Origin of the sequence: Polyangium jinanense (genome assembly GCF_028435265.1) — a bacterium.
Classification (GTDB): domain Bacteria; phylum Myxococcota_A; class Polyangia; order Polyangiales; family Polyangiaceae; genus Polyangium; species Polyangium jinanense.
The window spans coordinates 488,675-511,660 of record NZ_JAGTJK010000003.1 but is presented as its reverse complement, the minus strand read 5'-3'; the positions used below and the strand labels follow the sequence as shown (position 1 = coordinate 511,660).

Here is a 22,986-nt window from a genome sequence, read left to right as displayed (position 1 = left end):
GATCTCGCTCACTCCTGGAAGGTGAACTCGATTCCTTCCAGTGGATGTGCCGCTTTCTGGCCCCTCGGCGGGCACACCGAGAGTTTCAACCCCGAATACTCGCGGGTGCCATCAGGGTTGATCTTTCTTATGACGTCGGGCGGGTAAATGACCGTGCATAACCCCCCTTCGAAGTGGGCAAATTCCTGAATGCACTGGTTCCAGTCCTCCCTCATCAGGTTTTCGTACTCCAGGTACTCCGGCCTGTTTTGGTAGGTGCCGCATTCTTGGGCTATGACGGATCCCCCGTGGAACAGGGGTGTTGGACTCCAATGCCACCCATTGCAGCACTCGCGTAAGCACTCCACAGGGACGCAGTTGTCCTGCGGCCAGTTGATGACGCTGCTGGGGGGCGCTTCCATCGGCTCATCGCCGAACGTGCACCCCGCCAGGGTGAGCGCCGCCACGGCCGTGGCGCTCACCATCCCCGTCCCTCGAACCACGCCCCCCACGTCCCGCCGGCTCATCTCTCCACCCGCTTCCCCCTTGACTTCATCCGCGTCTGTGCTCTCGGCCACCTCGCCTCACGATCGACGGGACGACGAGACCAGGGAGATCCTACCAACACGCCTCCAACGTGTGCGAAGGCGGGCGCTGCGGCCGATGCAACGCGTCCGAAAAGGACACGGGGATCCCTGGGCGGCTCCGGGCCGTCTCGAAGCGGCTTCGGGCCGTCTCGAAGCGGCTCCGCGCTGTCTCGAAGCTGCTTCGGGCCGTCTCGAAGCGGCTTCGGGCCGTCGAGGGAAACCCGAGGGGCCGTCTCGAAGTGGCTTCGGACCGTCTCGAAGTGGCTCCGGACCGTCGAGGGAAACGCGAGGCGCCGTCTCGAAGCGGCTCCGGGCCGTCAAGGTACGGCTCCGGGCCGTCAAGGTACGGCTCCGGGCCGTCGAGGGAAACGCGAGGCGCCGTCTCGAAGCGGCTCCGGGCCGTCAAGGTACGGCTCCGGGCCGTCAAGGTACGGCTCCGGGCCGTCGAGGTACGGCTAGCGGCGGCGCCGTCTACGAGCGCAGACGGCGCTGAGCCTCAATCGCTCCGCCCGGCGACCGCCACGAACGAGACCGGCACGAATCGCTCGCCGTCCCATTTCATGAAGCGATACCGCGGCGAGCTCAGGGGCTCCGGGAAGGTGAAGCGCACCTTCAGGACCTCCCCCGCCGGCGAGACCTCCTCGATCGTCGCGCGGTGCGTGCCGGGCTCGAAGACCTGCCCCGCCCGCCACGGTTTGCCCGTCGTGTAGAGCTGCTCGAAGAGCGTCGGGAAGAAATGGCCCTGCTTCGGGCGAACCGCGATCTCGTACTCCGAGAGGACCTCCACGTCGACCTCGCCCGTCACGTACGACAGCGAGTAGTAATGGATCCGCTCGCCGCCGAGGCCCTGGTAAAGCTTGTCGACGTAGGAGATGTTCGGGTTGTGCGTGATCGGCTTGTAATCGGTTACGCCCGTCGGGAGCACGCGGCGGAGGTAGAGGCCGTAGAGCGCGGTCATCTCGCGCTGGTGCCAGTTCAGGAAGTAGACCTCGAGCTTGTCCTCGGGCAAACGCCGGTAATCGATCGACTTCGCGAGCGAGTCCGAGATCACCCGGAAACGGCCGTCGAACGTGGCGACGATGTAAATGCACACCTGGCAGAGCACGGGCGCGAGCACGAGGTGCAAGAAGACCAGCGTGCCAGCGACGGCGCGATACGGGCGGCCCTTGGGGAAACGCGCCACGGCCTCTTCGAGGACACGCGCGACCATGTAGGCGAAGCCGATCGAGGGCAAGAAGAGGTTGCGCGGGTCGGGGAAGCTCGTCGTGACGATGACCTGGCCCGCGACCATCGTGAGCACGAAGAAGCGGAGCGGCCTGTCGTTCCGGAGCCAGCGCCACGCGAGCGTCCAGAAGCCGACCGTGACCACGCCGAGCGCGAGCGCCGCGAGCGGATAGTCACGCACGGGCGTGCTCGAGAGCACGTGCAGGGGCACGCCCGTCGCGAGGATCACGGCGTGGAAGAAGCCGGACCGGAAGAAATGCTCGGCCCAGAGGCCCGGGTTCTTCAGCGGGTTGATGTAATAGACCGAGTTCGCGCCGTGCCCGAGCACCACGAAGTAGAGGACGATGAACGCCACGCTGACCAGGAAAAACCCGGCCAGCATGCCGAGGTGGGGGCGAATGCGCGCGAAAAAGGGTTGTCCGGGGCGCTCAGGGAAGACCACGACGTGCGCGAGCACGAAAAGCGGGAGCACGAAGCCCGACTCCTTGGAGAGCAGGGCGCAGGTGTACGAGAGCAGCGAGAGGCCCGCGAAAGCGCGGCCCGATCCCTCGCGGTACCGGATGAATGAGAGCAGCGACGCAAGGACGAAGATCGCGCCGACGGTCTCGTTGCGGTTCGCGCTCCACACGATGTTGAGGGCGTGCGCGTCGTCGAGCGCGAAGACGGCGACCGCAAAGACGAGCGGCCAGCGGGACGGCGAGAGGTAACGCGCGAGGAGGCGGTGGACGAGGAAAACGGTGACCGTGTAAAACCCGATGTTGATGAGGTGCGCCGCGATCGCGCTGTGGCCGAAGAGCTGGTACTCGAGCCAGTGCGTGATCGACGGGATCGGGCGCCAGAAGTTGATCCGCATGTCCGGATCGGTCCACCAGGGCGCGAGGCCGAACTTCTTGAATGCGACGACCTCCTCCGTCGAACGGATGAGGCCAAAGAGGTTCAGGTGCTCGCGGAAGATGTCCGGGAACTGATCGAGCGCGAGCCGGTGCAGCCAGTCGTCCGCGAAGAAGCCGCAGCGAAGCGAGGGGATGTAGAAGATCGCCGTGAAGAGCGCGACGAACGCGACCGCGCGCCGCACCTTCGCCCGCGCGAGGGACTCTTCCGAGGGCGCGGCTTTCTCCTCCTGGGCCGTGAGCGCCGTCGTCACGAAAGGACCTCGCCAGGCTCGGCGTGACTCGCAAGGACGCGGCGCTCCCATACGGTCGCGAAGAGGGCGATCAGCGTGAAGACCACGATACGAAGCACGAAATAAACCTCGAAACGATCGAGCACGATGGCGAGGACCATCAGATCCATGTGCGGGGCGTTGCCGCAGAGCGCCCATAACCGCATGGGCGCGCGGTGCGTCGCGACGTACGTCTTGCCGAACGCGTCATCGGCCGGTCGCTCCGAGAGGCGCACGCCAAGAGGGCTCACCTTGGCGAGCAAGGATTGACGGTTGCCGAGTTGCCAGACGAAGACCGTCATGAGGACGCGCTGGAAGAGCGAGCCCCCCTGCCGCACGTTTTCCAGCGTCTTCTGCGCCCGCTCGCGATCACCGCCCTGGTGTTTGCCACCCGAGTAGAAGCGCAGATAGAGGGCGCAGTGGAAATCGTAGAGCATGAGGTGGTGCGCCCACGCAAGATGCGCGCCGAGGCCAAGCGCCGCCGCGAGCAGGGGGCGGCCCGAGGTCTGCCCGAGGTGGTAGATGGCCGCGAGGGTCGTGGTGATGTTGACCGCGTAGTCCGAGGCGCCGTCGATCGCGTGGCCCGTCTCGGACGAGGTCTTTTTCAGCCGCGCGATCATGCCGTCGACGCCGTCGAGGATGGCCGACGCGAAGAGCAGGAGCGCACCCGCGAGCCGCACGTAGAGGCTGCCCCAGGCGATGCAAGCGGCGGCGCCGAGGCCCGCGCAGAGGGACAGGAACGTGACCTGGTTCGGCGTGATGGAGGTCTTCACGAGCGGCCGCGCGAGCAGGAGCTGGAGCGGCCGGTGGACGTGGAGGTTCACGGGGTCCTCCACGTCGGGAGATTTGATCACGTCGCTGAGGCGGATGGTCATCGCTTGGAACGCAAAAGAAGGAGAGGTCTGCCGCGCGCCCGGGGGAGGCGCGAGCGAGGCCCCATTTGGCATGAAGGACGACGGAAAGAAACCGTCGCCGCACGGCACACGGTGTGAACGTGGTTCACGCCCCCGAGGACGGTGCGTAGGCAAGGTAGCGGCGAGCACGTTCTCCGCCGGGGCTTTCCGGCCCGCGGGCTTGCAGGCCCTCTCCGGCGTGCACTATCCTGCCGCGTCCGGCGGCCGTGGATCCCGCGCCGAGACGCGCTTTTCCAATGCACGAACGTACCTCCCCCCGGCCTCTTCGCGCCCTCGGTCGATTCCAGGCGCGTCGGCCTTTTCTGGTCCTTCTCTTCGCCCTGCTTTCGCTCGTGCCGACGGGCTTCTTCGCCACGAAGATCGGCTTTCGGCCCGACTTCTCGGAGTTATTGCCCGACAACAAGGACAGCGTGATCGAGATGCGCCGGGTGTCGGCGCGCCTCTCGGGCATCACCACGCTGACGATCACCGCCGAGATCGCGGACGGGAAAAACGAGGCGGCCCTCAGGGCATTCGTGGACGCGCTCGCGCCGAAGCTCCAGGCGCTCGGGCAACCGTGGGTCGAGCAGGTCGACTGGAGCGCGGGGGAGACGAAGAAGTTCGTCGAAGAGAACAAGCTGCTCTTCGCGGATGTCGCGGACCTCGAGAAGGCGCGTGACGAGGTCGTCGCGAGGTACGAGTACGAGGTCCAGAAGGAAACGGGCCTCCTGCTCGACGACGCGGATCCACCGCCGCCGATCACCGCCGCATCGCTGAAGGAGCGGCTGACGGGGAAAAAGGCGGGCGAAGCGCCGGCAAAACCGAAGAGCCAAGCGGAGATCGATCGAGGCCCGCACCCGAACGGGTATTACATGAGCGCCGACGGCAAGTTCGCCGCCGTCATCGCGCGGACGAGCCTGTCGAAGAAGGCGGATCGCGAGGAGCTCCGGCGCAAGGTCGAAGGGATCGTCGCGGAGATCGACCCGAAGAAGCTCGATGCGACGATGGAGGTCGGATACACGGGAGATCTCGTCATCAGCGGCGAGGAGTACGACGCGATCGTGCGTGACCTCGGCGAGGTCGGCGTGGGCGGCGTGCTCGGCGTGCTCGTGCCGGTGCTCTTGTTCTTCCTGCGGGTGCGCACGGTGCTCGTGATGGCGGGTAGCCTGCTCGTGGGGCTCGTGTGGACGTTTGGCCTGACGTACTTCACGATCGGATACCTGAACAGCTCGACGGGCTTTCTGGTCACGATCATCGCCGGCAATGGCATCAACTACGGCATCATGTACATGGCGCGGTATCTCGAGGCGCGCCGTGACGATGGGGCCGACGTCGAGGGGGCGATCGAGGCGGCGCACAAGGACACGTGGCTGCCGACGCTCTCGGGCTCGGCGACGACGATGCTGGCGTACGGCTCGCTGATGCTGACGGATTTCCGGGGCTTCAAGCACTTCGGGGTCATCGGCGCCTACGGGATGCTGCTCTGCTGGCTCGCGACGTACCTCTTCACGCCGGCCCTGCTCGCGGCGACGGAGCGGGTGCGCCCGGTGTATTTCCCGAGCAAGGAGAAGACGAAGGCGCGCGGGTATTACGGCGTGCTGTTCGCGAAGCTCGCGCAGGCGGCGCCACGCACGCTCGGGGCGATCGGCGTCGTGGTGGGGCTCATCTCGGTGGGGCTCACCTATCGGTATTTGACGAAGGATCCGATCGAGTACGACATGCGCAACATCCGCAGCGAGCGGCGCGACAAGAGCGCGGCGCTGTCGCTGTCGGTGCGCGTGGGGTACATCGTCGGGCGGATGTCGCAGGACGGAATGGCGGTCATGACGGACCGCCTGGATCAGGTCCCGCTGCTCGAAACGGAGCTGCAAAAACGGCTCGATGCGGCGCCCGCCGACGCGAAACCGTTCGAGAAGGTGGTGACGATCCATTCGCTGATCCCGAAGGAGCAGGAGCGAAAGATCCCGCTCGTCGAGGACATCCGGCGCATCGTGCAAAAGGCGCGGAAGCGGAACCTGATCTCGGACGCGGACTGGGCCGAGATCGGGCCGTACATGCCCGCGGAGAACCTGAAGCCGATCGCGATCGCGAATCTGCCGGAGACCGTGGCGCGGCCGTTCACGGAGAAGGACGGGACGCGCGGGCGGATCGTGTACATCGTGCCGAAGCAAGGCCAGAGCGTGTGGGACGCGCATTACCTCATCCGCTGGGCCGATAGTTTCCGGTCGACGACGCTGCCGAACGGCGACGTGATCAAGGGGTCGGGCCGCGCGGTCATCTATGCGGACATGATCCAGGCCGTGGTGGAGGACGCGCCGAAGGCGGTGGGGCTCGCGGCGATCGGGGTCGTGGTGATCATCCTGATTGCGTTCCGGGGCAGCGCGCAGTCGCTCGGGGTGTTCGTCCCGTGGCTCTTCGGCGTGTCGATGCTGCTCGGGTTCCTCCATCTGCGGGGCATCAAGCTCAATTTCTTGAACTTCATCGTCCTGCCGATCACGTTCGGGATCGGGGCCGAGTATTCGCACAACCTGATGCAGCGATATCTCTCGGAGGGCGGTGAGCGGCTCGATCGGGTCTTCACGGAGACGGGCGGCGCGCTCGTGCTCTGCTCGATGACCACGTGCATCGGGTACTTCGCGCTGATGTTCTCCATCAACAAAGGGATCGCGAGCTTCGGGCTGGCGGCGGCGGTCGGGGAGATCGCCTGCTTGCTCTCCGCGGTGCTGATCCTGCCGGCGTTCCTCGTGTGGCTGGACCGCCGGCGCAAGGCGGCGCAAAACGCGACGCCTTCGGCCGAGGGCAGCGGCGGTCAGGCGGCCTGAAATGCGTATCGTTTATCTCGCCCCGAACATCCCGGTCCCGGGCACGCATGGCGGCTCGACGCACGTGACCCACGTGTATCGCGAGCTCTCGAAGCGCCACGACGTGCTGCTCTATTGCCGCTCGGGCTCGACCGAGGAGGGCGCGCTCGCGCGTGGATTCAACCTCCACCCGGTGCTGCAAAAAGGCTTCTTGCCCGTGGCGTTCGCGCGTGTGGTCGGGGCGGTGCGGCGCTTCCGGCCCGACGTGATCTACGAGCGATACTCGGCGTTCGGGCTCGGGCCCTTGCTCGCGCGGGCCACGGGCGCGCCGTGCGTGCTCATGACGCTCGACCGGGACGCGAGCGCGCTCTCGTTCCGGTACTCGGATCGTATCGTGGCCACGAGCGCGGAGTTCATTCCCCAGGAATACCGGGACAAACTGCGGATCGTGCACTGGGGCGTCGACGTGGACGGGCTCGTCGGCAAGAGCGGCGAGGCCGTGCGGGCGCGATATGCGCCGCGCGGGGAGCGAATCGTGCTGTACACGGGCAGCTTCCCGGACTGGCACGGGGTCGAGGTGCTGGTCGAGGTCGCACGGTCGTGGGCGGGGCCGGACGTGGTGTTTTTGCTCGTCGGGGATGGACAAGACAAACGGCGCGTGGAGCGGCTGGCCGCGGCGCGCGGGGCCCGAGGGCGGGTCGTGTTCGCGGGGCGGGTGCCGCACGGGGAGATCGGCGCGTACATCGACGCGGCGGACGTGTGCGTCGCGCCGTATGCGCCCTCGAAGCACCCGATTTTCCGCGTGTACGGCATGAACCGGGACCCCATCAAGGTGCTCGAGTACATGGCGCTCGGGAAGGTGGCCGTGACGATCGATACGCCGCGCATGCGGGAGCTTTTCCGCGCCGATGACGAGGTGCTCCTTTACCGGGCCGAGGACCCGGATGCCTTGCGGCAAACGCTCGAAAAAGTGCTCACGGACGGGGATCTTCGCGCGCGTGTCGGCGCGGCCGGCGCCTCGCTCGTGCGATCGCGGTACACGTGGAGCCACCACGCCGAGGAGCTCGAAGCCGTGTTCGGCGAGGTCGTTCGGCGCTGAGCGTTTCGCCCGGCGAAAGACTCAGGGCGCGCCTTCGTCGACGATCGCTTGGGTCGCGTCCTCCAGCCACCGGCGGGCGGAAGCGATGCGCGTGTCGTCGAGCGCCTGGATGGGCAAGAGTCTCCAGCTCGTGAGAAAGCCGCTCCAGAGAATGTGGAGCCGCGCCGCGCGCCACTCGCCGTCGGGGGGTCCGAGCCACTCGGCCAAAGGCGTGAGCACCTTCGTCTGAAGCAGCTCGACGCTCGTCGCGTGGGCCTCGGGATCGGCCGCGGAGAGGATCATCATCGCGAGCGGGCCCCGGGCATCCGGCGTGTCGCAGAGGGCCGACACCATGTCCGCGCAGAAGCGGCGCCGATCTCCTTGGAGCACCGGCGTGATGTCGAGCACGGAGTCGAGCGCCGCTCGGAACAGCCCCTGCTTCGAGCCGAAGTAGCGGCCGACGAGCGAGGAGTTCACCCCGGCGAGGTCCGCCACGTCGCGCACGCCGGTGTTGGCGAAGCCTCGCGTGGAAAACAGCGTCCTCGCGGCGACGAGGAGCGCGGCGCGCGTGCGGTCGGCATCGCGCTGGCGCGCCAACGTCTCAGGCTCGGTCGGGGGTTTGTACACAACTGTTTACTTACGACGGAGGATGAGGTACGTCCAGCCATGTACACAGCCGTGTACTACGGCGACAGAGTCGAAAGGATGCGTACCGATGGATGCGACGACGAAGGGCGAGGTCACCTTTTCCCCGGAAGCGCTGAAAGAGAAGTACCGGCTCGAGCGCGAGAAGCGGCTGCGCGCTGACGGCAGCACCCAGTACATCGAGCTCAGCCGGGTCTACGCGGACTTCGACAAGGATCCCTACGTCGAGCCCGGCTTCACCCGTCCGGCGGTGACCGAGACGATCGACGTGCTCATCGTCGGCGGTGGCTTCGGCGGCATGCTGGCGGCGGTGCGGCTGCGCCAGGCGGGGGTGCATTCCTTCCGCGTCGTCGAGAAGGGCGGCGACTTCGGCGGCACTTGGTACTGGAATCGCTATCCGGGCGCCGCCTGCGACGTCGAATCCTACATTTACATGCCGCTGCTCGAAGAGACCGGCTACATCCCGACGGAGAAGTACGCCAAGGCGACCGAGATCTTCGCCCACTGTCAGCGGATCGGTCGGCAGTTCGATCTCTACAAAGCGGCGCTGTTCCAGACCGAAGTCGAGCAGATGGACTGGGACGAGAACGAGCGGCGCTGGATTGTCACGACAAGCCGCGGTGACAGGCTCGCGGCGCGGTTCGTGGTCATCGCCGGTGGCATCCTCCACAAGGCGAAGCTGCCCGGCATCCCGGGGATCGAGACCTTCAAGGGCCATAGCTTCCACACGAGCCGGTGGGACTATTCCTATACCGGCGGCAGCCCGAGCGGCAACATGACCCGGCTCGCGGACAAACGCGTGGGCATCATCGGGACGGGCGCGACCGCGGTGCAGGCGATCCCCCACCTCGGCGCTTCGGCCAAGCAATTGTACGTCTTTCAGCGCACGCCCTCGGGCGTCGGCGAACGGAACAACCAGCCGACGGACGAGGCCTGGGCGAAGACGCTGAAGCCCGGCTGGCAAAAAGAGCGCATGGAGAACTTCACCGCGATCGTCTCGGGCAACCCGCAGAACGTCGATCTCGTGCGGGACGGCTGGACCTACATCTTCGATGATCCCGCGACCCGCGGCGCCACGACCCCCGAGGAGGCGGCAAAGCTTCGCCAGATGGCCGATTTCCGCAAGATGGAGGAGATCCGCACGCGGGTGACCACCATCGTCGAGGATCCGGCCGCGGCCGAGGCGCTCAAGCCCTATTACAACCAGCTCTGCAAGCGGCCGTGCTTCCACGACGAATACCTGCAGACGTTCAACCGCCCGAACGTGCAGCTCGTCGACACCGACGGCAAGGGCGTGGAGCGTATCACGCCCACCGGCGTGGTCGTGAATGGCAAGGAGTACGCGGTCGACTGCCTCATTTACTCCACGGGCTTCGAGATCTCGAGCGAATACACCCGACGGCTCGGCTTCGACATTCGCGGGCGCGGCGGCAAGTCCCTGCGCGAGAGCTGGGCCGACGGCCCGGCGACGCTCCACGGCATGCAGACCCGCGGCTATCCGAACCTCCTGATGTTCAGCCCCACCCAGAGCGGTTGGGCGATCAACTTCGTCCACGTCATCGACGAGCAGTCGAAGCACGCCGCCTACATCATCGAGCGTTGCCTCACGCGGGGCATCGAGACCATCGAGCCGACGGAAGAGGCGCAGCAGAAGTGGTGGGAGGTGATCCTCGGTAGCCTCATGAAGAGCACCATTCACTTCGGCGGCCCGGAATGCACGCCCGGCTATTACAACAACGAGGGCCACCTCAGCCCGAGCTTGGCGCGCTTCGCCGCGTATGCGGGCGGCACGCTCGAGTTCTTCGAGATCCTGCAGAACTGGCGCAAGGCCGACGATCTCGCGGGGCTCGAAGTGACGCGTGGCTGATCGGTCGAGCATGAGCGCCTGAGCCCCACCCGGAGGTCCCCACCCGTGAACCGATTCCTCTCCAAGTCCCTGTTCGCCTTGCTGCTTTTGGGATGCCAGCCCTCGGCCGCGCCTCCCCAGACCCCGCCCGAGACGCCTCCGCAGGCTTCTGCACAGGCGTCTCCGCAGGCGTCTCCACAGGCCCCTCCCAAGGTGTATCGCAAGGAGGTGGTCGTGGCCGGTTCTCCCTTCCAGGGCGTCCATGGGATGGCCGTCGATGGCAAGGGACACCTTTTGGCCAGCAATCTGCTCGGCCAGACGGTCCATTCCGTCGACTTGAAGAGCGGCGCGGTGTCCACGTTGGTGGGGCCTCCTCTCGGCGGCGCGGATGACGTGACCCTGGGGCCCGATGGCTCCGTCTACTGGACCGGCTATTTCTCCGGTCAGTTGATGCGGCGCACGCCGGATGGCAAGACGCACATCATTGCCAAGGATCTGCCGGGCCTCAACTCGCTGGCCTTCCGCCGCGACGGCCGGCTCTACATCACCCAGCTCGGCCGGGGCGATACGCTGTGGGAGGCGGATCCAGAAGGGAAAAAGCCTCCGCGCAAGATCCTCTCCCCGGTCGGCTTCCTCAACGGATTCGAGTTTGGCAAGGACGATCGGCTCTACGGCCCGATCCTGCTCAAAGGGCAGATTGTCCGGATGGACGTGGACACGGGGAAAATGGAGCCCGTGGCGGAGGGCTTCGCCATGCCGACCGCCGTCAATTTCGACGCGCGCAAGGAGCACCTCTACGTGGTCGACGCGGCGCGCGGCGAGCTCGTCCGCGTCCGGTTGCCCAAGGGAAGCAAGGAGGTCGTCGCGAAGCTGCCCACCGGGCTCGATAACCTGGCGGTCGGCCCCGACGACCAGGTGTACGTGTCGAACATGGTGGATAACGACATTCGTGTCGTCAATCCCGCCGACGGCTCCGTCCGGCCCCTCGTCGAGGCTCGATTGAGCGTGCCCTCCGGGCTCGCCGTCGCGCCGGAGGATCCGGACGAGCAGCTTTACGTGGCGGATGTGTATGCCTTTCGCCGGGTGGGAGGGCGTGATGGGAAAATCAACCAGACGACCCGCGTCCTCTCCACCCGGTTGAATTTCCCCATGAACGTGAGCCTGAGCGCGAAGCACGTGGTGCTGAGCACGGCCTACCTCGGCGGGCACAGCAGCGTGCAGGTGCTGGATCGGGCCTCGGGAGAGCTCCTGCGGACGATTCCCACCCCGAATGGCGCCCAGGGCGCGCTCGAGCTGCCCGATGGCACGCTGCTCATCGCCGAGGCGAGCACGGGCAAGCTCGTGCGTATCGATAACGCCGAGCCCGCAAAGACCACGGTGCTCACCGAGGGCCTTTCGGGGCCGGTGGGGCTCGTGGCAGACACGGAGGCGAAGGAGCCGGCGGTGTACGTCACCGAAGTGGGCTCGGGGAAGGTGACCCGGGTGCGTTTGTCGGATGGATCGCGGCAAACGGTGGCCAGCGATCTTCGGGCGCCCGAGGGGATTGCCCGGCATCCCGACGGCGGATTGATCGTCGCCGAGGTGGGCCGAAAGCAGCTCGTGCGCATCGATCCGGCCACGGGGCAGTCGACCGTGCTCGCGAGCGACCTGCCCATCGGTTTGCCCGAGAGCGAGGGCCTGCCGCCGGGCTACATTCCCACGGGGGTTGCCGTGGGCCGCTCGGGCACCATCTACGTGTCGTCGGACATCGAGAGCGCACTTTATCGATTCGTGCCAGCGCCCTGAAAACCGATTTCGAAGGAGTATACGGCCATGAAGGTCCGGAACAAGGTCGTCGTCGTGACCGGCGGCGGAAATGGCATCGGCAGAGAGCTCTGCCTCGGCCTCCTGTCGAAGGGCGCGAGCGTCGCAGCCGTCGACGTCGACGCGTCTGCCCTGGAAGAGACGCTCGCGCGTTCGGGGAAGAACCGGGACAGGCTCGGCACCTACGTCGTGAACATCACGGATCGGGCCGCGGTGGACGCGCTCCCGGCCGAGGTCATCTCCCGCTTCGGCGCCGTCGACGGCATCATCAACAATGCGGGGGTCATTCAACCGTTCGTCCGATTGAAGGACCTCGACTATGCGGCGATCGACCGGGTGATGAACGTCAACCTGTTCGGGACGCTCTACATGATCAAGGCGTTCCTGCCGCACCTGCTCGCGCGGCCCGAGGCGCACATCACGAACGTCTCGAGCATGGGAGGATTTTTGCCCGTTCCGGGACAAACGATTTACGGAGCGGCCAAGGCGTCCGTGAAGCTCTTGACGGAGGGCTTGAACTCGGAGCTCCAGGGGACGAACGTGAAGGTCACGGTCGTCTTCCCGGGAGCGGTTCACACGAAGATCGTGCAGAACTCGGGAGTCAGCGTGGAGACGAAGGGCGGAGAGGGGTCGGCCAGGATGCTTCCAGCCGACAAGGCCGCGCGGATCATCATCGAGGGCATCGAGAATGACCGTTACCGCGTCCTCGTGGGCCCCGATGCCATGCTCATGGATGCCCTCTACAGGCTGGATCCGCAACGCGCGGCGCGGTTCATCTACAAGCAGATGGCCGGCTTGTTGCCGAAGTAGGCGCGGGCCGAGGAAGGCGCCTCGGCTGGCAAGGAATGAGTCGAAAGGGCGCCGCAGCCGGGTAGGCCTCGGCGCCCGGCGTTCGCTCTAGCGGGCGGAGTGGCTATCCCAGCACGCACCGGGCTGGACGGGCAGCGCGGCGAGGTCCGATTTCCCACGGATGGCCTGCCGATACGCGATCAATCGCTCGTCCATCGCCGCCAGGGCTCCCGACGGGTGCTCCTGGCGATATGCGGCCGTCGCGGAGACCGCCAGGCGCTTGGCCTCGCCGCGCGTCGGAGGCGGCTGAAGGACGGCGCGCAGGACCTCGGCATCCCGGACAGTCACCACGTCGTCACCCACGCGGGCCACGGTGCAATCCGGCTCGTCATGGGGCGCGCTGCGCGCCTCTGCGCAACCGGAGGCGAGCGCGAGGAGCCCTGCGAAAACCACGCGCGCTCCGGAGACCCACGTCGAATCAAGGCGACGCATCGTCGTTCACCCCCGCGTAGTAACACATCGCCTGCACGGTCACGCCCTGGGTGGTCACGTTTTCGGCCTCGATCTGCACCTCGACGCAGCGATTCGTGAAGGTGAAGCCCTCGAGCGCGGCGACTTTCTTCGTGTCGAAGTTGTCGCTGATCCTCGTCGCCGTCGCGGTGCCCGTGCAGGTCGACCCCGCGGTCGGCCGGACGCGCACGGACAGCTTGATCTCGCTGATGTCGCTCTTGTCCGACATGTCCTCCGCCTGCATCGCGACGCACTTCACGAGCTCGATTCCGTCCGGCATCGGGGACGTGCCGAAGGGGTAATACGTCACGGTCTGCTGCGACGTGAACGTGTACGTGGCGAAATGGTTGGCCCACGGGCCGAGGTCCGTGCCTTCGAGCAGGCGCAGGCGCGCGCGGCCGACCCCGTACCACTTGTCGGGCGTGGCCGCGATCTGGTCGGTCCACGTCGTGCCGCTCGAGGGATCGGCGCTGAAATGCCGATCGCCCATCGCGAGCATGATCGTCTGCAGGCGACCCGGCGAGTTCACCCAGCTCTGACCATTGTGCAGGTACCAATCCTTCACGACCGCCGCCATACCCGCCACGTGCGGCGCCGCCGCGCTCGTGCCGACGAACCGTCCGGTGTTCGCCGCGATTCCGTCGCTGCTCGTGGTGACTTGCGTCGTATAATTGGTGACGTTGTTGGGCCCGACGAGGTCCACGATGGACACGGCGTCGGTTTGCAGGCCGCGCCCTGCCACGACGACGTTCCCGCCGCCCCGCGCGGAGCAGCCAATGATGTTGCCCGAGGAGTCCTTGCAGTGGTCCCTGTCCAGGAGGCAACGCGTGGACGGCGTGTTCAGGCAATCGGTGGTGTTCCCATCGAATGCATTGACGGCGAGCGCCTTCGGGGTGTCCCCGGGATCGCTCATCGTGCAGGAGGTCGCGTCGTCGCCGTTCTGGTTGCCCGCTGAGAACACGACGAGCATCCCGTCGTCGTAGGCGTTTTCGATCGCATCCTCCGTGGACGAGATCGCCGCGATGTCGCAGTTCGGGGAGCCCCAGCTCCACGAGTTGCTCGAGATATCGAGGCGGAGCGTGGTGGACTCCTCGAACATGGACGTGAAGCTGCTTTCTTTTGCCGTCCCGGGCAGGGTGATCCCGAACAGCACGGCCCTGGCCTCGGGGGCCATTCCCGTACGCGCATCCTCCCAGGCGGCGCTGTGGGCGCAGAGGCCGGCCTCGCACGGCTGGCCGACGCAATCCGCGCTCGACGTGCAGGTATTCGATGCCCAGGTGTCGCCGAGGGCCTTTCCATTGCCCTGCCCGTCCGTGTAATCGCCGAGGGCGATCGAAGCCGTCATGGTGCCGTGGCTATCCGTGCAGCCGTCGGAATCGCAGAAGTTCGTCTCCACCGGGTCCGGCTGGCAGACGGTCCCCGTGTGGTCGCATCGGTAGGTCTCGATGATGCGGCTCGCGCCCGTGCAGCCTGCGCCCTCCTTGAATGCGCACGCGCCGCTCTCGAAGCCCCCGGGCTCGTTCACGCCGATGACGATGTCCCCGAATGCGTGCCTCGCCGCGTTCGGTTGCTCGCCGAGATATCCGGCCGCATGGAACCTGTCGACGTCGAGATAATTCGGGTCCCTGCCCCCGCCGAGGCTCCACGTCGGCCCGCCGGTCTTGCCGTACGGCCCGTCGATGCGCGCGAGGGCGGTGTTCCTCGCCAGAGAATCGAACATCGCGAAGGGCACCTCGACGCTCAACCACCCGGTCTTTTTGTGACGCGCGACGACGCGCCCGCCGCGCTCCGTCACCTCCGCGACGATGCCCGCGGCCATCCTGTCGAACAGCGCCTCGCGCTCCGCCATCGCGCGGGAGCGCCGGTTCGTCTGCGCCTCGACGTCGGCAGGAGCCATGTCCTCGGCGCGCGGCGCCAAGGGGATGTTCCACTCCGGAAAGTTTTGGAGCTTGAGATCGAGCTCTAGCTTCCCCTCGGCCTTCGCCTCCGGCCTTTCGACGAACTGCGCCACATTGTCGTTGATCTTCGGCGGGCCGGATTTTCGCTCGGCTCTCAAGGGCGTCGTATTTTCGTGCCGCCAAACCCGATAGCCGCGCTCGGTCACGCCGTCCTTACCGCCCTTGGACCACGCCTCTTCGGCATACAGGTAAGGCTCGTCGACGAACCGATAGGGCCGCGCGACGCGATCCCGCTGGTCCTCGTCGAGCTCGCCGACCACGTCGGTCCTCACGACCTTCTTTTCGGCCGTCTCCTCGACGCGCGATTGGAAGACGAGCTCCATCCTCTCTTGCTGCGGAGCCTCCACCGCGGCCTTCGCGATCATCGGCGCCTGCGCCTCCGCCGCGGCAGCTTCGAGCCGCGCCTCTTCCGGGTCGCCCTGCTCGCATGCGGCGGCGCCGAGCGTCAAGACGCCGAGCGCGAGGGCGCTGCAGAACGTCGGATTCGAACGAGATCGCCCACGTAAAGAATGCAAGAAATGCCAGTGCATGTTGGCCTCCGCCAGGCATGCAAAGCAATGTGCTTGCCAATCGTGATCCACCTGCGTGCGCGGTACCGCGGAGAGCGGTGTCACGCGGCCATGTCAGTCGACTGTCACGTGGCCATATCACCTGTCGCGGCCACGTGACAATCGATCGCTCCCTGTCGTTACCCGCGCGTCGCGAGCGCCACCTGCGCGAGCGCATCACGCAGCGCCGTTTTCGCATCGATCGGCGGCGGCGGCGCGCGCCACGCGACGTAGCCGTCCGGCCGCACGAGCGACGCGCCTCCTTCTTCGAGGCCAAAGGACGCGCACACGTCGGGCAGGAGGACCTCGACGGTGACGTCGATGCCGAGGGCATCTCGCGCGGCCGCGGCGGCGGCGGACCAGCGCTCCCCTTCGCCCTCGCCCGTGACGAGCACCCAGCCTCGGCCGAAGAGGTCGAGCGTCGAGAGGCGTGCGCCGTCTCGCTCGAGCCACGCATGCGGCGCGCGCGTGCCGGGCTGGCCACGCCACGCGTCGGGATGGCGCGCCGGCGGGAGATCGGGACCGGCGCCGAGGACGGCCGCGGATCGATAGAGCTGGCCGAGCTCCATCGCATCGTCGTCGTAAATGGGCGCCGCGCGGGCGGATTCGTCGGCGAATGCCTTGAAGTCGTCGCGCGCGAAGATCTGCTGATGGCGAAGCCACGCGATGGGTCGGCGCTCGGCGTCGTACGTGTCGAGCAGCGCGGGGGAAGAGACGCCGTCGATCACGGACGCGAGCTTCCACGCGAGGTTGTGCGCGTCCTCGATGCCGGTGTTGGCGCCGAAGCCTCCGCGGTTCGGCGGCAGCGCATGCGCCGCGTCGCCCGCGAGGAAGACGCGGCCTGCGGAAAAGCGGTCGGCGATGAGCGCGCAGATCTCCCAGCGCCCGGTGGCGACGATCTCGATGGGCATATCGTCGCGGCCGATCGCCCGCATGATCATCGTGCGGAGGTCGGCCTCGTCGCGGTCGACGTCGTCAGAGAAGATGAGCACCCAGCGACCGTCGCCGTAGCTCGCCAGGAAGGCTTGGAAACCGGGCTGGTCGATCGAGAACTGCACGATGCCCTCGCGGAGGTACGCGTCGAGCGGAGCACGGAAGAGGACGCTCCGCGCCGTGCGCAGGTATCCGCGGCCGCTTCGGCCGATCCCGAGCGCGTCGCGGATCGTGCTGCGCGCGCCGTCGGCGGCCACGAGATGAGCCGCGCGCACGGTCGTCTCCGTGCCGTCGTGCCCGCGGAGGACCGCGGTGACGCCCGCGGCGTCCTGCTCGAACGACACGAGCTCGGTCCGCGTCCGCACGTCGGCCCCGAGCTCGATGGCGCGCGCGCGGAGCATCGGCTCGAGGCGATCCTGCGCGATGCCTGCCGCGTTCACCGGCGAGCACGGCGGGCGCTCTTCGGAGGGCGCGGGAGCGGCTGACGACCACGACGACTCCTCGAACCACGCGCCCGCGAGGCTCCGCACGCGCACGCGACGCACGCGGTGATCCCGAGGCGCTTGCGGGATGGCGTCGCCGAGGCCGACGCCACGGAACAGCTCCATCGTCCGCCGCGTGTAGCCGATCGCTCGCGGATGCGGCGAGCTACCGGCATGCCGCTCCACGACGATCGGGCGCACGCCGCGCGCGGCCAGAAACACGGCGGCAGAGAGCCCCACCAGGCTCCCGCCGACGACGAGCACGTCGGTCTTCTCCAGGTTCATCGTTGCTCCTTCCATCGATACACTGTATCTACAAGATACAGTGTATCGTCTAGAGACATTGTCAACCACGCGCAAGACGGGCAAGACGAGCGCGATGGCTGCACGCACGAAAGCAGAAGGAGCTGCGCTTCTCTGGGAACGCCCCGAGCCGCCGAAGCGACCCGCGCCGGAGCCGCTGAGCCGCGAGCGGATCGTGACGGCTGCGATCGCGCTCGCCGATCGCGACGGCCTCGAGGCGGTGTCTTTGCGCAACGTCGCGGCGGCGCTCGGCGCGGGACCGATGCGCCTCTACGGCTACATGGAGTCGAAGGACGAGCTGCTCGAGCTCATGGTCGACGCGGTCTACGGAGAGATGAACGCGGCGGGCGCGCCGAAGGGCGACTGGAAGACGGCGCTGCGCACGCTGTCACATCGCACGCGCGACGCGAGCAAGAAGCATCCGTGGTTCGTCGAGCTGCTCGGCGGTCGTCCGCAGCTCGGCCCGAACGCGCTCGCGCATCTCGAAGCCGGTCTCGCCGCGCTGAGCGGGGCGAAAGGCTTCGATGACATCGACCACGTGGTCACTGCGCTGGGCACCGTGAACGCGTACGTCGTCGGCGCGATCCGCAGCGAGGCGAGCGAGCTCCTCGCCCAGCGTGCGACGGGCATGACCGAGAAGGAGTGGCAGGAGGCGACGGGTCCGTACATCGAGCGTCTGATCGCAACGGGCCGCTTCCCGACGCTCGCGCGTGTCGTCCACGATGCGAAGCATCCGCCGGCAGACGTCGTGTTCGAGCAAGGCCTCGACTGCGTCCTCGACGGCATCGCTGCCAGCGTGAAGCGCGCCCGATGACGAAAGACGGGCTTTCACGCTGCCCGCTCCGCGGAAAACACCCCTAACGCGGCGCGTGACCCGGGAGAATAAAAAGTCAAGGCGCGCTAAAAGAAACTTGCACGTGTGTCACCGTCCTGTAACAATCAGTCCTTCGACTTGACATGGAGGCGGCCATGATGCGCGAGCGCGTTCACCAAGTTCTGAAGTTCGTGGGACTGGCCCTTGCCGTGGTCTTCCTCGGCCCGGGCGTGGAGATCACGTCCCAGGACGGCCAGGGTTGAAGCGGGGACGGGCTCCGGAAGGCCGGGGCCCAAGATGACCAGGACGTGCGGGCAGGCCCCGCACGCGATGGTCAAACGTATCCGTCGCAGACGAGCTTGACCCTCGGGGAGGGTCGACGTACGAGCGCGGAGAGAGTCGACGTGGTGGGGGCGAGGGGTCTCAGGCGCCGGTGAGCGCGGACCACGAGACCGTGAGGGTCGGGGCGCATCAGCTCGCGTTCGAGCCGCCCGATACCGCGCTCGTGCGATTCGTGGGAGATGTGACCGACGCGGATGTCGAACGCATTCTGGATGCGTTCTCGGCGTTCGCGACGGCGTCGGGGCGCGCGTATCTGCTGATCGACGTGGCGGACGTGGGGCGCGTGACCCCCGAAGCGAGGCGCGTCGCGGCGATGCGGCAATTGCCACCCGCGTACGCAGGGCTCGTGGTCTTCGGGGGGACGTTCCAGCAGCAGCTCGTGGCGAAGCTCGCGACGACGGCAGGCTGGTTTCTGCGGGGGCGAGCGCTCGGCAAGCCGATGCCCGTCTGCGTGAAGGATGAACGCGCGGCGCGGGCGTGGCTCGCGGAGCAACGCCGCGCGCATTGAGGCGCGCGCAGCCGGCCACGCTGGTGTGGATTTCGAGGGCAGCCCGAGTGACGATGGCGGCCCATGAAGACCCGGTGGACGAGCTTGATCGTGGCCATGGCCCTGCTCGGCGTGGCGTGCGGCAACGGTGAAGGAGGCGCGGGCGGCAGCGGCGGAAGCGGCGGCGCCGGCGGCAGCGGTGGCGTTGGCGGCAGCGGTGGCGTTGGCGGCAGCGGTGGCGCGGGCGGCAGCGGCGGCGCGGGCGGAAGCGGCGGCGCGGGCGGCAGCGGCGGCGTTGGCGGAAGCGGCGGCGCCGGCGGAATGGGCGGCGCCGGTGGAATGGGCGGCAGCGGCGGCGGCGGCGGCAATGGATTCGCGGCGATCGTCTCGAAAGAGGTCTACGACGCGATGTTCCTGCACCGGAACGCTCTTTACGCGTACGAATCGCTCGTCGCCGCGGCGGAGACGTTCCCGGCGTTCTGCAACGAGGGCAGCCTCGACGACCGGAAGCGCGAAGCGGCCGCGTTCCTCGCGAACATCTCGCACGAGACCACGGGCGGCTGGCCCGCGGCCCCGGACGGTCCATATGCGTGGGGCCTCTATTTCACGCAGGAGGTCGGCTGCGAGAACGGGGGCTGCACCGGTTATTGCAACCCGACCTACCAGCAATGGCCTTGCGCGGCCGGAAAGACGTATCACGGGCGCGGGCCCATCCAGCTCTCGTGGAACTACAACTACGGGCAAGCGGGCGACGCGCTGGGGCTGCCGCTCCTGACCGATCCAGATCAGGTGATTTCGAATGGCACGGTGGCCTTCCGGACGGGCGGGTGGTTCTGGATGACGCCGCAATCGCCGAAGCCGTCCTGCCACGACGTGATGACCGGGAAGTGGACGCCGTCGTCGCAGGATCAAATGCTCGGCCGCGTGCCCGGGTTCGGGATGACGATCAACATCATCAACGGCGGGCTCGAGTGCAACCAGCCGACGAACGCCAAGGTCGAGGACCGCGTCGGGTTCTACCACCGATACACGCAGCTACTCGGCGTGGATCCCGGCCCGAACCTTTATTGCGACACGATGAAATCGTATTGAGCGAAACTGGTCGGGGAGGTGGGATTTGAACCCACGACAACGAGCACCCAAAGCTCGTGCACTACCGGACTGTGCGACTCCCCGGACGCCGCCCGCTGTCGGGCACCGCGCGGCGGCACTCTAGACGACGTCCGGGTCCAGAGCAAGGGCCTCGAAGGGGCTCGGCGGAGCTCGTCCGAGCCGAGTCCCCTCCCCTGCAGGACGCCTAGAACATCGATCGGTTTGACAACCGCTCGATGTTCTAGCCTTCTTTCGTCCCGTGGGGGACGCCTCGCGTCCCCCTCTCGTCCGGGCAAAGCCCGGCCGATTCACCCCCCGAGGCGAAAACCGCTTCGCGATCTCGCAGAGCGCCGAACTGTTCGGCGCTCTACCGCAGGTTCTCCACGAAGTATTCGATCGACCGCTGGGTCGCGTAGAGCTTCGCAGCCGGCGCCCGGTAGCCGTGGCGCTCGCCGGGGAACACGAGCAGGTCGAAGCGCTTGTTCGCCGCGACGAGCGCGTCGATGAGCTCCGCCGTGTTCTGGAAATGCACGTTCTCATCCATGAGCGCGTGCAGGAGGAAGAGCTTGCCGCGGAGGTTCCCCGCGAGCTTCGTCAGGTCCGCCGCCTCGTACGCCTTCGCGTCCGCCTTGGGGTCGCCGAGGTACCGCTCGGTGTATGCGCTGTCGTAGAGCCGGAAGTCCGTCACGAGCGAACCCGCGACGCCCACGTGGAACCGATCGGGCGCCTTGAGCAACGCGAGCGTCGCCATGTACCCGCCATAACTGTGGCCGATGATTCCGACGCGGCTCGCGTCGACGTACGGGTGCTTGGCGACGGCGTCGAGGCCGGCGATCTGGTCCTCGAGCTCGACGTGGCCCACGTTCTTGTAGAGCGGCGCCTCGAACGCCGGGCCGCGCCCCGCGGTGCCGCGGTTGTCGAGCTGGTAGACGACGAACCCGCGATCCGCGAGGTGCTGCCACAGGAGGTACGGCGACCACATGTTCAGCACCGTCTGCACACCCGGGCCGCCATACACCATGACGATGACCGGATACTTCTTCCCGGGCTCGATCACGCGCGGCGGAAGGAGCGTGCCATAAAGCTTCACGCCGCCGGGGGCGTCCACCGAGAAGATCTCGGGCGTACGCACGCCGAGCGAAGCGAAATCGGCATCCATCGGGAACGTGAGATCGCCGATCACGGCGCCCCCGAGCTCACGAATGACCACCTTCGGCGGCCGATCCTTCGCCGAATGGATGTCCATGACGATCTTCCCGTTCCGATCGACGCCCGCGAAATGCACGCCAGGCTCCTCGGTCCAGCGCTTCGTCTCTCTGCCGTCGAACTTCACCGAATAAAGGTTCCGATCGAGCGGCGCCTCTTTGCTGTCCGCGATGTAAAAGACGCGCCCGTTCGCCTCGTCGACGCGGCTGAGGAGATGCACGTCCCATTCGCCCGAGGTGAGCTGCTTGATCGGCGCGCCCGTGGCGGCGTCGCGGACTTCGAGGTGGGTGTGCCCGCCGATGTCGCGCGTCCAGAGGAACCGCTTGGAATCGTCGAGCGGCTTGAACGAGGCCGGATCGAGCCACGTGGCCGAGGTCTCGGCGAAGAGCTCCTTCGTCTCGCCGTTCTTCGCGTCCACACGCACGAGCGCGAGGCGCTTCTGGAGCCGGTCGAGCGTCTGCAAATAAAGCGCATTGCCGTCGGGCGCCCAGTGGAAGCGGACCATGTAGCGCTCGGCCTCGGCGGGCCATTTCAACCAGGTCGTCTTCTTCGTCTTGAGATCGACGATCCCCGCGCGGACCTTGGGGTTCTTGTCGCCCACGGCAGGATACTTCTGCATCATGAGGTCGGGCTTGTCGCCGCGATACCCGAGCACCGGATGCTCGGGGACCTCGCGCTCGTCGACCTCGAGATACGCAATCTTGTCGCAGCCCGGGGACCAGAAAAACCCGTGCGGCTCGTCGAACTCCTCCTGGCCGAGGAAATCACTCTGGCCGCGCGTCGTGCCAGCAGGTCCGCCCGTCGTGAGCCGCGTCTCCTTGCGCGTCGCGACGTCCACGACCCAGAGGTCATCCGACCGGACGAACGCGACACGCTCACCCGTGGCGCAGATCTGCGGGTCGAGCTCGGGCTCCTTCGTCTCCGTGAGCCGCGTGATCGTGCCCGCCCCTTGCCGCACGAAGACGTCCCCCGACGAAGGCACGATCATCACGGGCGCCTTCTCGGCCCACTGGTACGCGACGATGCCCATCGTCTTCTGCCGCTGGCGCTCGCGTCGGAGCTCCTCCTCGCGCGAGAGCGGCTTCGAGCTGCCCGGCAGATCCGAGGCGCGGAGCAACACCTTCGACGTGCGCGTCGAAAGGTCGAACCCGTAGAGCGACATCGTCATGTCGCCCGACTCGCTCGCGAGGTACGTGACGAGCTTGCCGTCGGGCGAAGGCTGGACCGCGCGCGGGATGTTCCACCCGGGCTCCGGCATCTTCACCAAACGCTCGTACGTGATGGCGCTCTTCTCGGGACCGAGGATCGCGCCGCGCGTCGGATCGGCTTCTTGCGCCGCCGCCTTGGGCGCGCCCTCCGCCGCGCGGTCCTTCGTCATCTCGTTCAAGAGCGGCCGCTTCGGCCACGGCTCGCCGGCCCCGCCACAACCGGAGAGCACCCCCGCGAGCACGAGCACGCCCGCCAAACCCTGTGCCTTGTGCATGCCCCCGGTTAGACCGAGACC

General features: G+C 67.2%; 16 protein-coding genes and 1 tRNA gene. 8 read left to right on the top strand and 9 right to left on the bottom strand.

The features are described from left to right. Positions 1-8 precede the first annotated feature (8 nt). The 3 genes from KEG38_RS10685 to KEG38_RS10675 form a co-directional block, all read right to left on the bottom strand. The gene (locus tag KEG38_RS10685; RefSeq protein WP_272419154.1) at positions 9-557 is read right to left on the bottom strand and encodes a hypothetical protein; all 549 of its coding nucleotides are present in this window, start codon (positions 555-557) and stop codon (positions 9-11) included. A 505-nt stretch (positions 558-1,062) separates the two neighbouring features. Further along, entirely contained in the window at positions 1,063-2,934 is a 1,872-nt protein-coding gene (locus tag KEG38_RS10680; protein WP_272419152.1) for an ArnT family glycosyltransferase, read from the bottom strand. Beyond that, a complete protein-coding gene (locus tag KEG38_RS10675; RefSeq protein ID WP_272419151.1) occupies positions 2,931-3,827 on the bottom strand; it encodes a CDP-alcohol phosphatidyltransferase family protein in 897 nt (298 codons plus the stop codon). Before KEG38_RS10675 ends, KEG38_RS10680 begins: the two co-directional genes overlap by 4 nt. 275 nt (positions 3,828-4,102) lie before the next feature. Here KEG38_RS10675 and KEG38_RS10670 point away from each other — a divergent pair, with 275 nt between their 5' ends. Both KEG38_RS10670 and KEG38_RS10665 read left to right on the top strand, forming a co-directional pair. Further along, positions 4,103-6,667, top strand: coding sequence for an efflux RND transporter permease subunit (locus tag KEG38_RS10670; protein ID WP_272419148.1), 2,565 nt, complete (start codon positions 4,103-4,105; stop codon positions 6,665-6,667). A 1-nt stretch (position 6,668) separates the two neighbouring features. Then, positions 6,669-7,745 carry a glycosyltransferase gene (locus KEG38_RS10665; RefSeq protein WP_272419145.1) on the top strand — a complete coding sequence of 359 codons (1,077 nt, stop codon included), beginning with the start codon at positions 6,669-6,671 and terminating at the stop codon, positions 7,743-7,745. 21 nt (positions 7,746-7,766) lie between these two features. Here KEG38_RS10665 and KEG38_RS10660 read toward each other — a convergent pair whose 3' ends face one another. Continuing rightward, a complete protein-coding gene (locus tag KEG38_RS10660) occupies positions 7,767-8,321 on the bottom strand; it encodes a TetR/AcrR family transcriptional regulator (RefSeq protein ID WP_272419143.1) in 555 nt (184 codons plus the stop codon). A gap of 118 nt (positions 8,322-8,439) precedes the next feature. Here KEG38_RS10660 and KEG38_RS10655 point away from each other — a divergent pair, with 118 nt between their 5' ends. Genes KEG38_RS10655 through KEG38_RS10645 form a run of 3 tightly spaced genes read left to right on the top strand, consistent with a single transcriptional unit; the run spans position 8,440 to position 12,828 of the window. Further along, positions 8,440-10,236 carry a flavin-containing monooxygenase gene (locus KEG38_RS10655; RefSeq protein WP_272419142.1) on the top strand — a complete coding sequence of 599 codons (1,797 nt, stop codon included), beginning with the start codon at positions 8,440-8,442 and terminating at the stop codon, positions 10,234-10,236. Between the two features lie 45 nt (positions 10,237-10,281). Continuing rightward, positions 10,282-12,000, top strand: a complete 1,719-nt coding sequence (locus tag KEG38_RS10650) for an SMP-30/gluconolactonase/LRE family protein (RefSeq protein ID WP_272419140.1) — start codon at positions 10,282-10,284, stop codon at positions 11,998-12,000. 27 nt (positions 12,001-12,027) lie between these two features. Beyond that, complete coding sequence (locus KEG38_RS10645) at positions 12,028-12,828, top strand: SDR family NAD(P)-dependent oxidoreductase (protein WP_272419139.1); 801 nt, start codon at positions 12,028-12,030, stop codon at positions 12,826-12,828. Positions 12,829-12,915: 87 nt separating this feature from the next. On the opposite strand, the gene KEG38_RS10640 is transcribed toward KEG38_RS10645, so the two are convergent. From KEG38_RS10640 to KEG38_RS10630, 3 genes are all read right to left on the bottom strand, one after another. Beyond that, positions 12,916-13,299 carry a hypothetical protein gene (locus KEG38_RS10640; RefSeq protein ID WP_272419137.1) on the bottom strand — a complete coding sequence of 128 codons (384 nt, stop codon included), beginning with the start codon at positions 13,297-13,299 and terminating at the stop codon, positions 12,916-12,918. Continuing rightward, positions 13,286-15,805 carry a S8 family serine peptidase gene (locus KEG38_RS10635; RefSeq protein WP_272419135.1) on the bottom strand — a complete coding sequence of 840 codons (2,520 nt, stop codon included), beginning with the start codon at positions 15,803-15,805 and terminating at the stop codon, positions 13,286-13,288. The genes KEG38_RS10640 and KEG38_RS10635 overlap by 14 nt, the downstream gene beginning before the upstream one ends. Positions 15,806-15,963: 158 nt before the next feature. Beyond that, complete coding sequence (locus KEG38_RS10630) at positions 15,964-17,538, bottom strand: FAD-dependent oxidoreductase (RefSeq protein WP_272419132.1); 1,575 nt, start codon at positions 17,536-17,538, stop codon at positions 15,964-15,966. A gap of 43 nt (positions 17,539-17,581) precedes the next feature. Between KEG38_RS10630 and KEG38_RS10625 the strand changes: the two genes are divergently transcribed. The 3 genes from KEG38_RS10625 (at position 17,582) to KEG38_RS10615 (ending at position 20,276) form a co-directional block, all read left to right on the top strand. After that, on the top strand, positions 17,582-18,355 hold the full coding sequence (locus tag KEG38_RS10625) for a TetR/AcrR family transcriptional regulator (RefSeq protein WP_272419130.1): 774 nt from the start codon (positions 17,582-17,584) through the stop codon (positions 18,353-18,355). Positions 18,356-18,788: 433 nt separating this feature from the next. Further along, positions 18,789-19,205, top strand: coding sequence for a SpoIIAA family protein (locus KEG38_RS10620; protein WP_272419128.1), 417 nt, complete (start codon positions 18,789-18,791; stop codon positions 19,203-19,205). A 63-nt stretch (positions 19,206-19,268) separates the two neighbouring features. Next, on the top strand, positions 19,269-20,276 hold the full coding sequence (locus KEG38_RS10615; protein WP_272419127.1) for a glycoside hydrolase family 19 protein: 1,008 nt from the start codon (positions 19,269-19,271) through the stop codon (positions 20,274-20,276). 7 nt (positions 20,277-20,283) lie between these two features. Here the strand turns inward: KEG38_RS10615 and KEG38_RS10610 are convergent. Together KEG38_RS10610 and KEG38_RS10605 are read right to left on the bottom strand one after the other, a co-directional pair. After that, a tRNA-Pro gene (locus KEG38_RS10610) sits at positions 20,284-20,360 on the bottom strand. A gap of 283 nt (positions 20,361-20,643) precedes the next feature. Next, the gene (locus KEG38_RS10605; protein WP_272419125.1) at positions 20,644-22,965 is read right to left on the bottom strand and encodes a S9 family peptidase; all 2,322 of its coding nucleotides are present in this window, start codon (positions 22,963-22,965) and stop codon (positions 20,644-20,646) included. Positions 22,966-22,986 lie beyond the last annotated feature (21 nt).

Excerpts from the sequence above, each read along its gene's own strand:
- KEG38_RS10675 (WP_272419151.1), bottom strand. The coding sequence starts at position 3,827 with ATGACCATCCGCCTCAGCGACGTGATCAAATCTCCCGACGTGGAGGAC.
- KEG38_RS10615 (WP_272419127.1), top strand. The coding sequence starts at position 19,269 with ATGAAGACCCGGTGGACGAGCTTGATCGTGGCCATGGCCCTGCTCGGC.
- KEG38_RS10640 (WP_272419137.1), bottom strand. The coding sequence starts at position 13,299 with ATGCGTCGCCTTGATTCGACGTGGGTCTCCGGAGCGCGCGTGGTTTTC.
- KEG38_RS10670 (WP_272419148.1), top strand. The coding sequence starts at position 4,103 with ATGCACGAACGTACCTCCCCCCGGCCTCTTCGCGCCCTCGGTCGATTC.
- KEG38_RS10635 (WP_272419135.1), bottom strand. The coding sequence starts at position 15,805 with ATGCACTGGCATTTCTTGCATTCTTTACGTGGGCGATCTCGTTCGAAT.
- KEG38_RS10655 (WP_272419142.1), top strand. The coding sequence starts at position 8,440 with ATGGATGCGACGACGAAGGGCGAGGTCACCTTTTCCCCGGAAGCGCTG.
- KEG38_RS10630 (WP_272419132.1), bottom strand. The coding sequence starts at position 17,538 with ATGGAAGGAGCAACGATGAACCTGGAGAAGACCGACGTGCTCGTCGTC.
- KEG38_RS10605 (WP_272419125.1), bottom strand. The coding sequence starts at position 22,965 with ATGCACAAGGCACAGGGTTTGGCGGGCGTGCTCGTGCTCGCGGGGGTG.
- KEG38_RS10665 (WP_272419145.1), top strand. The coding sequence starts at position 6,669 with ATGCGTATCGTTTATCTCGCCCCGAACATCCCGGTCCCGGGCACGCAT.
- KEG38_RS10645 (WP_272419139.1), top strand. The coding sequence starts at position 12,028 with ATGAAGGTCCGGAACAAGGTCGTCGTCGTGACCGGCGGCGGAAATGGC.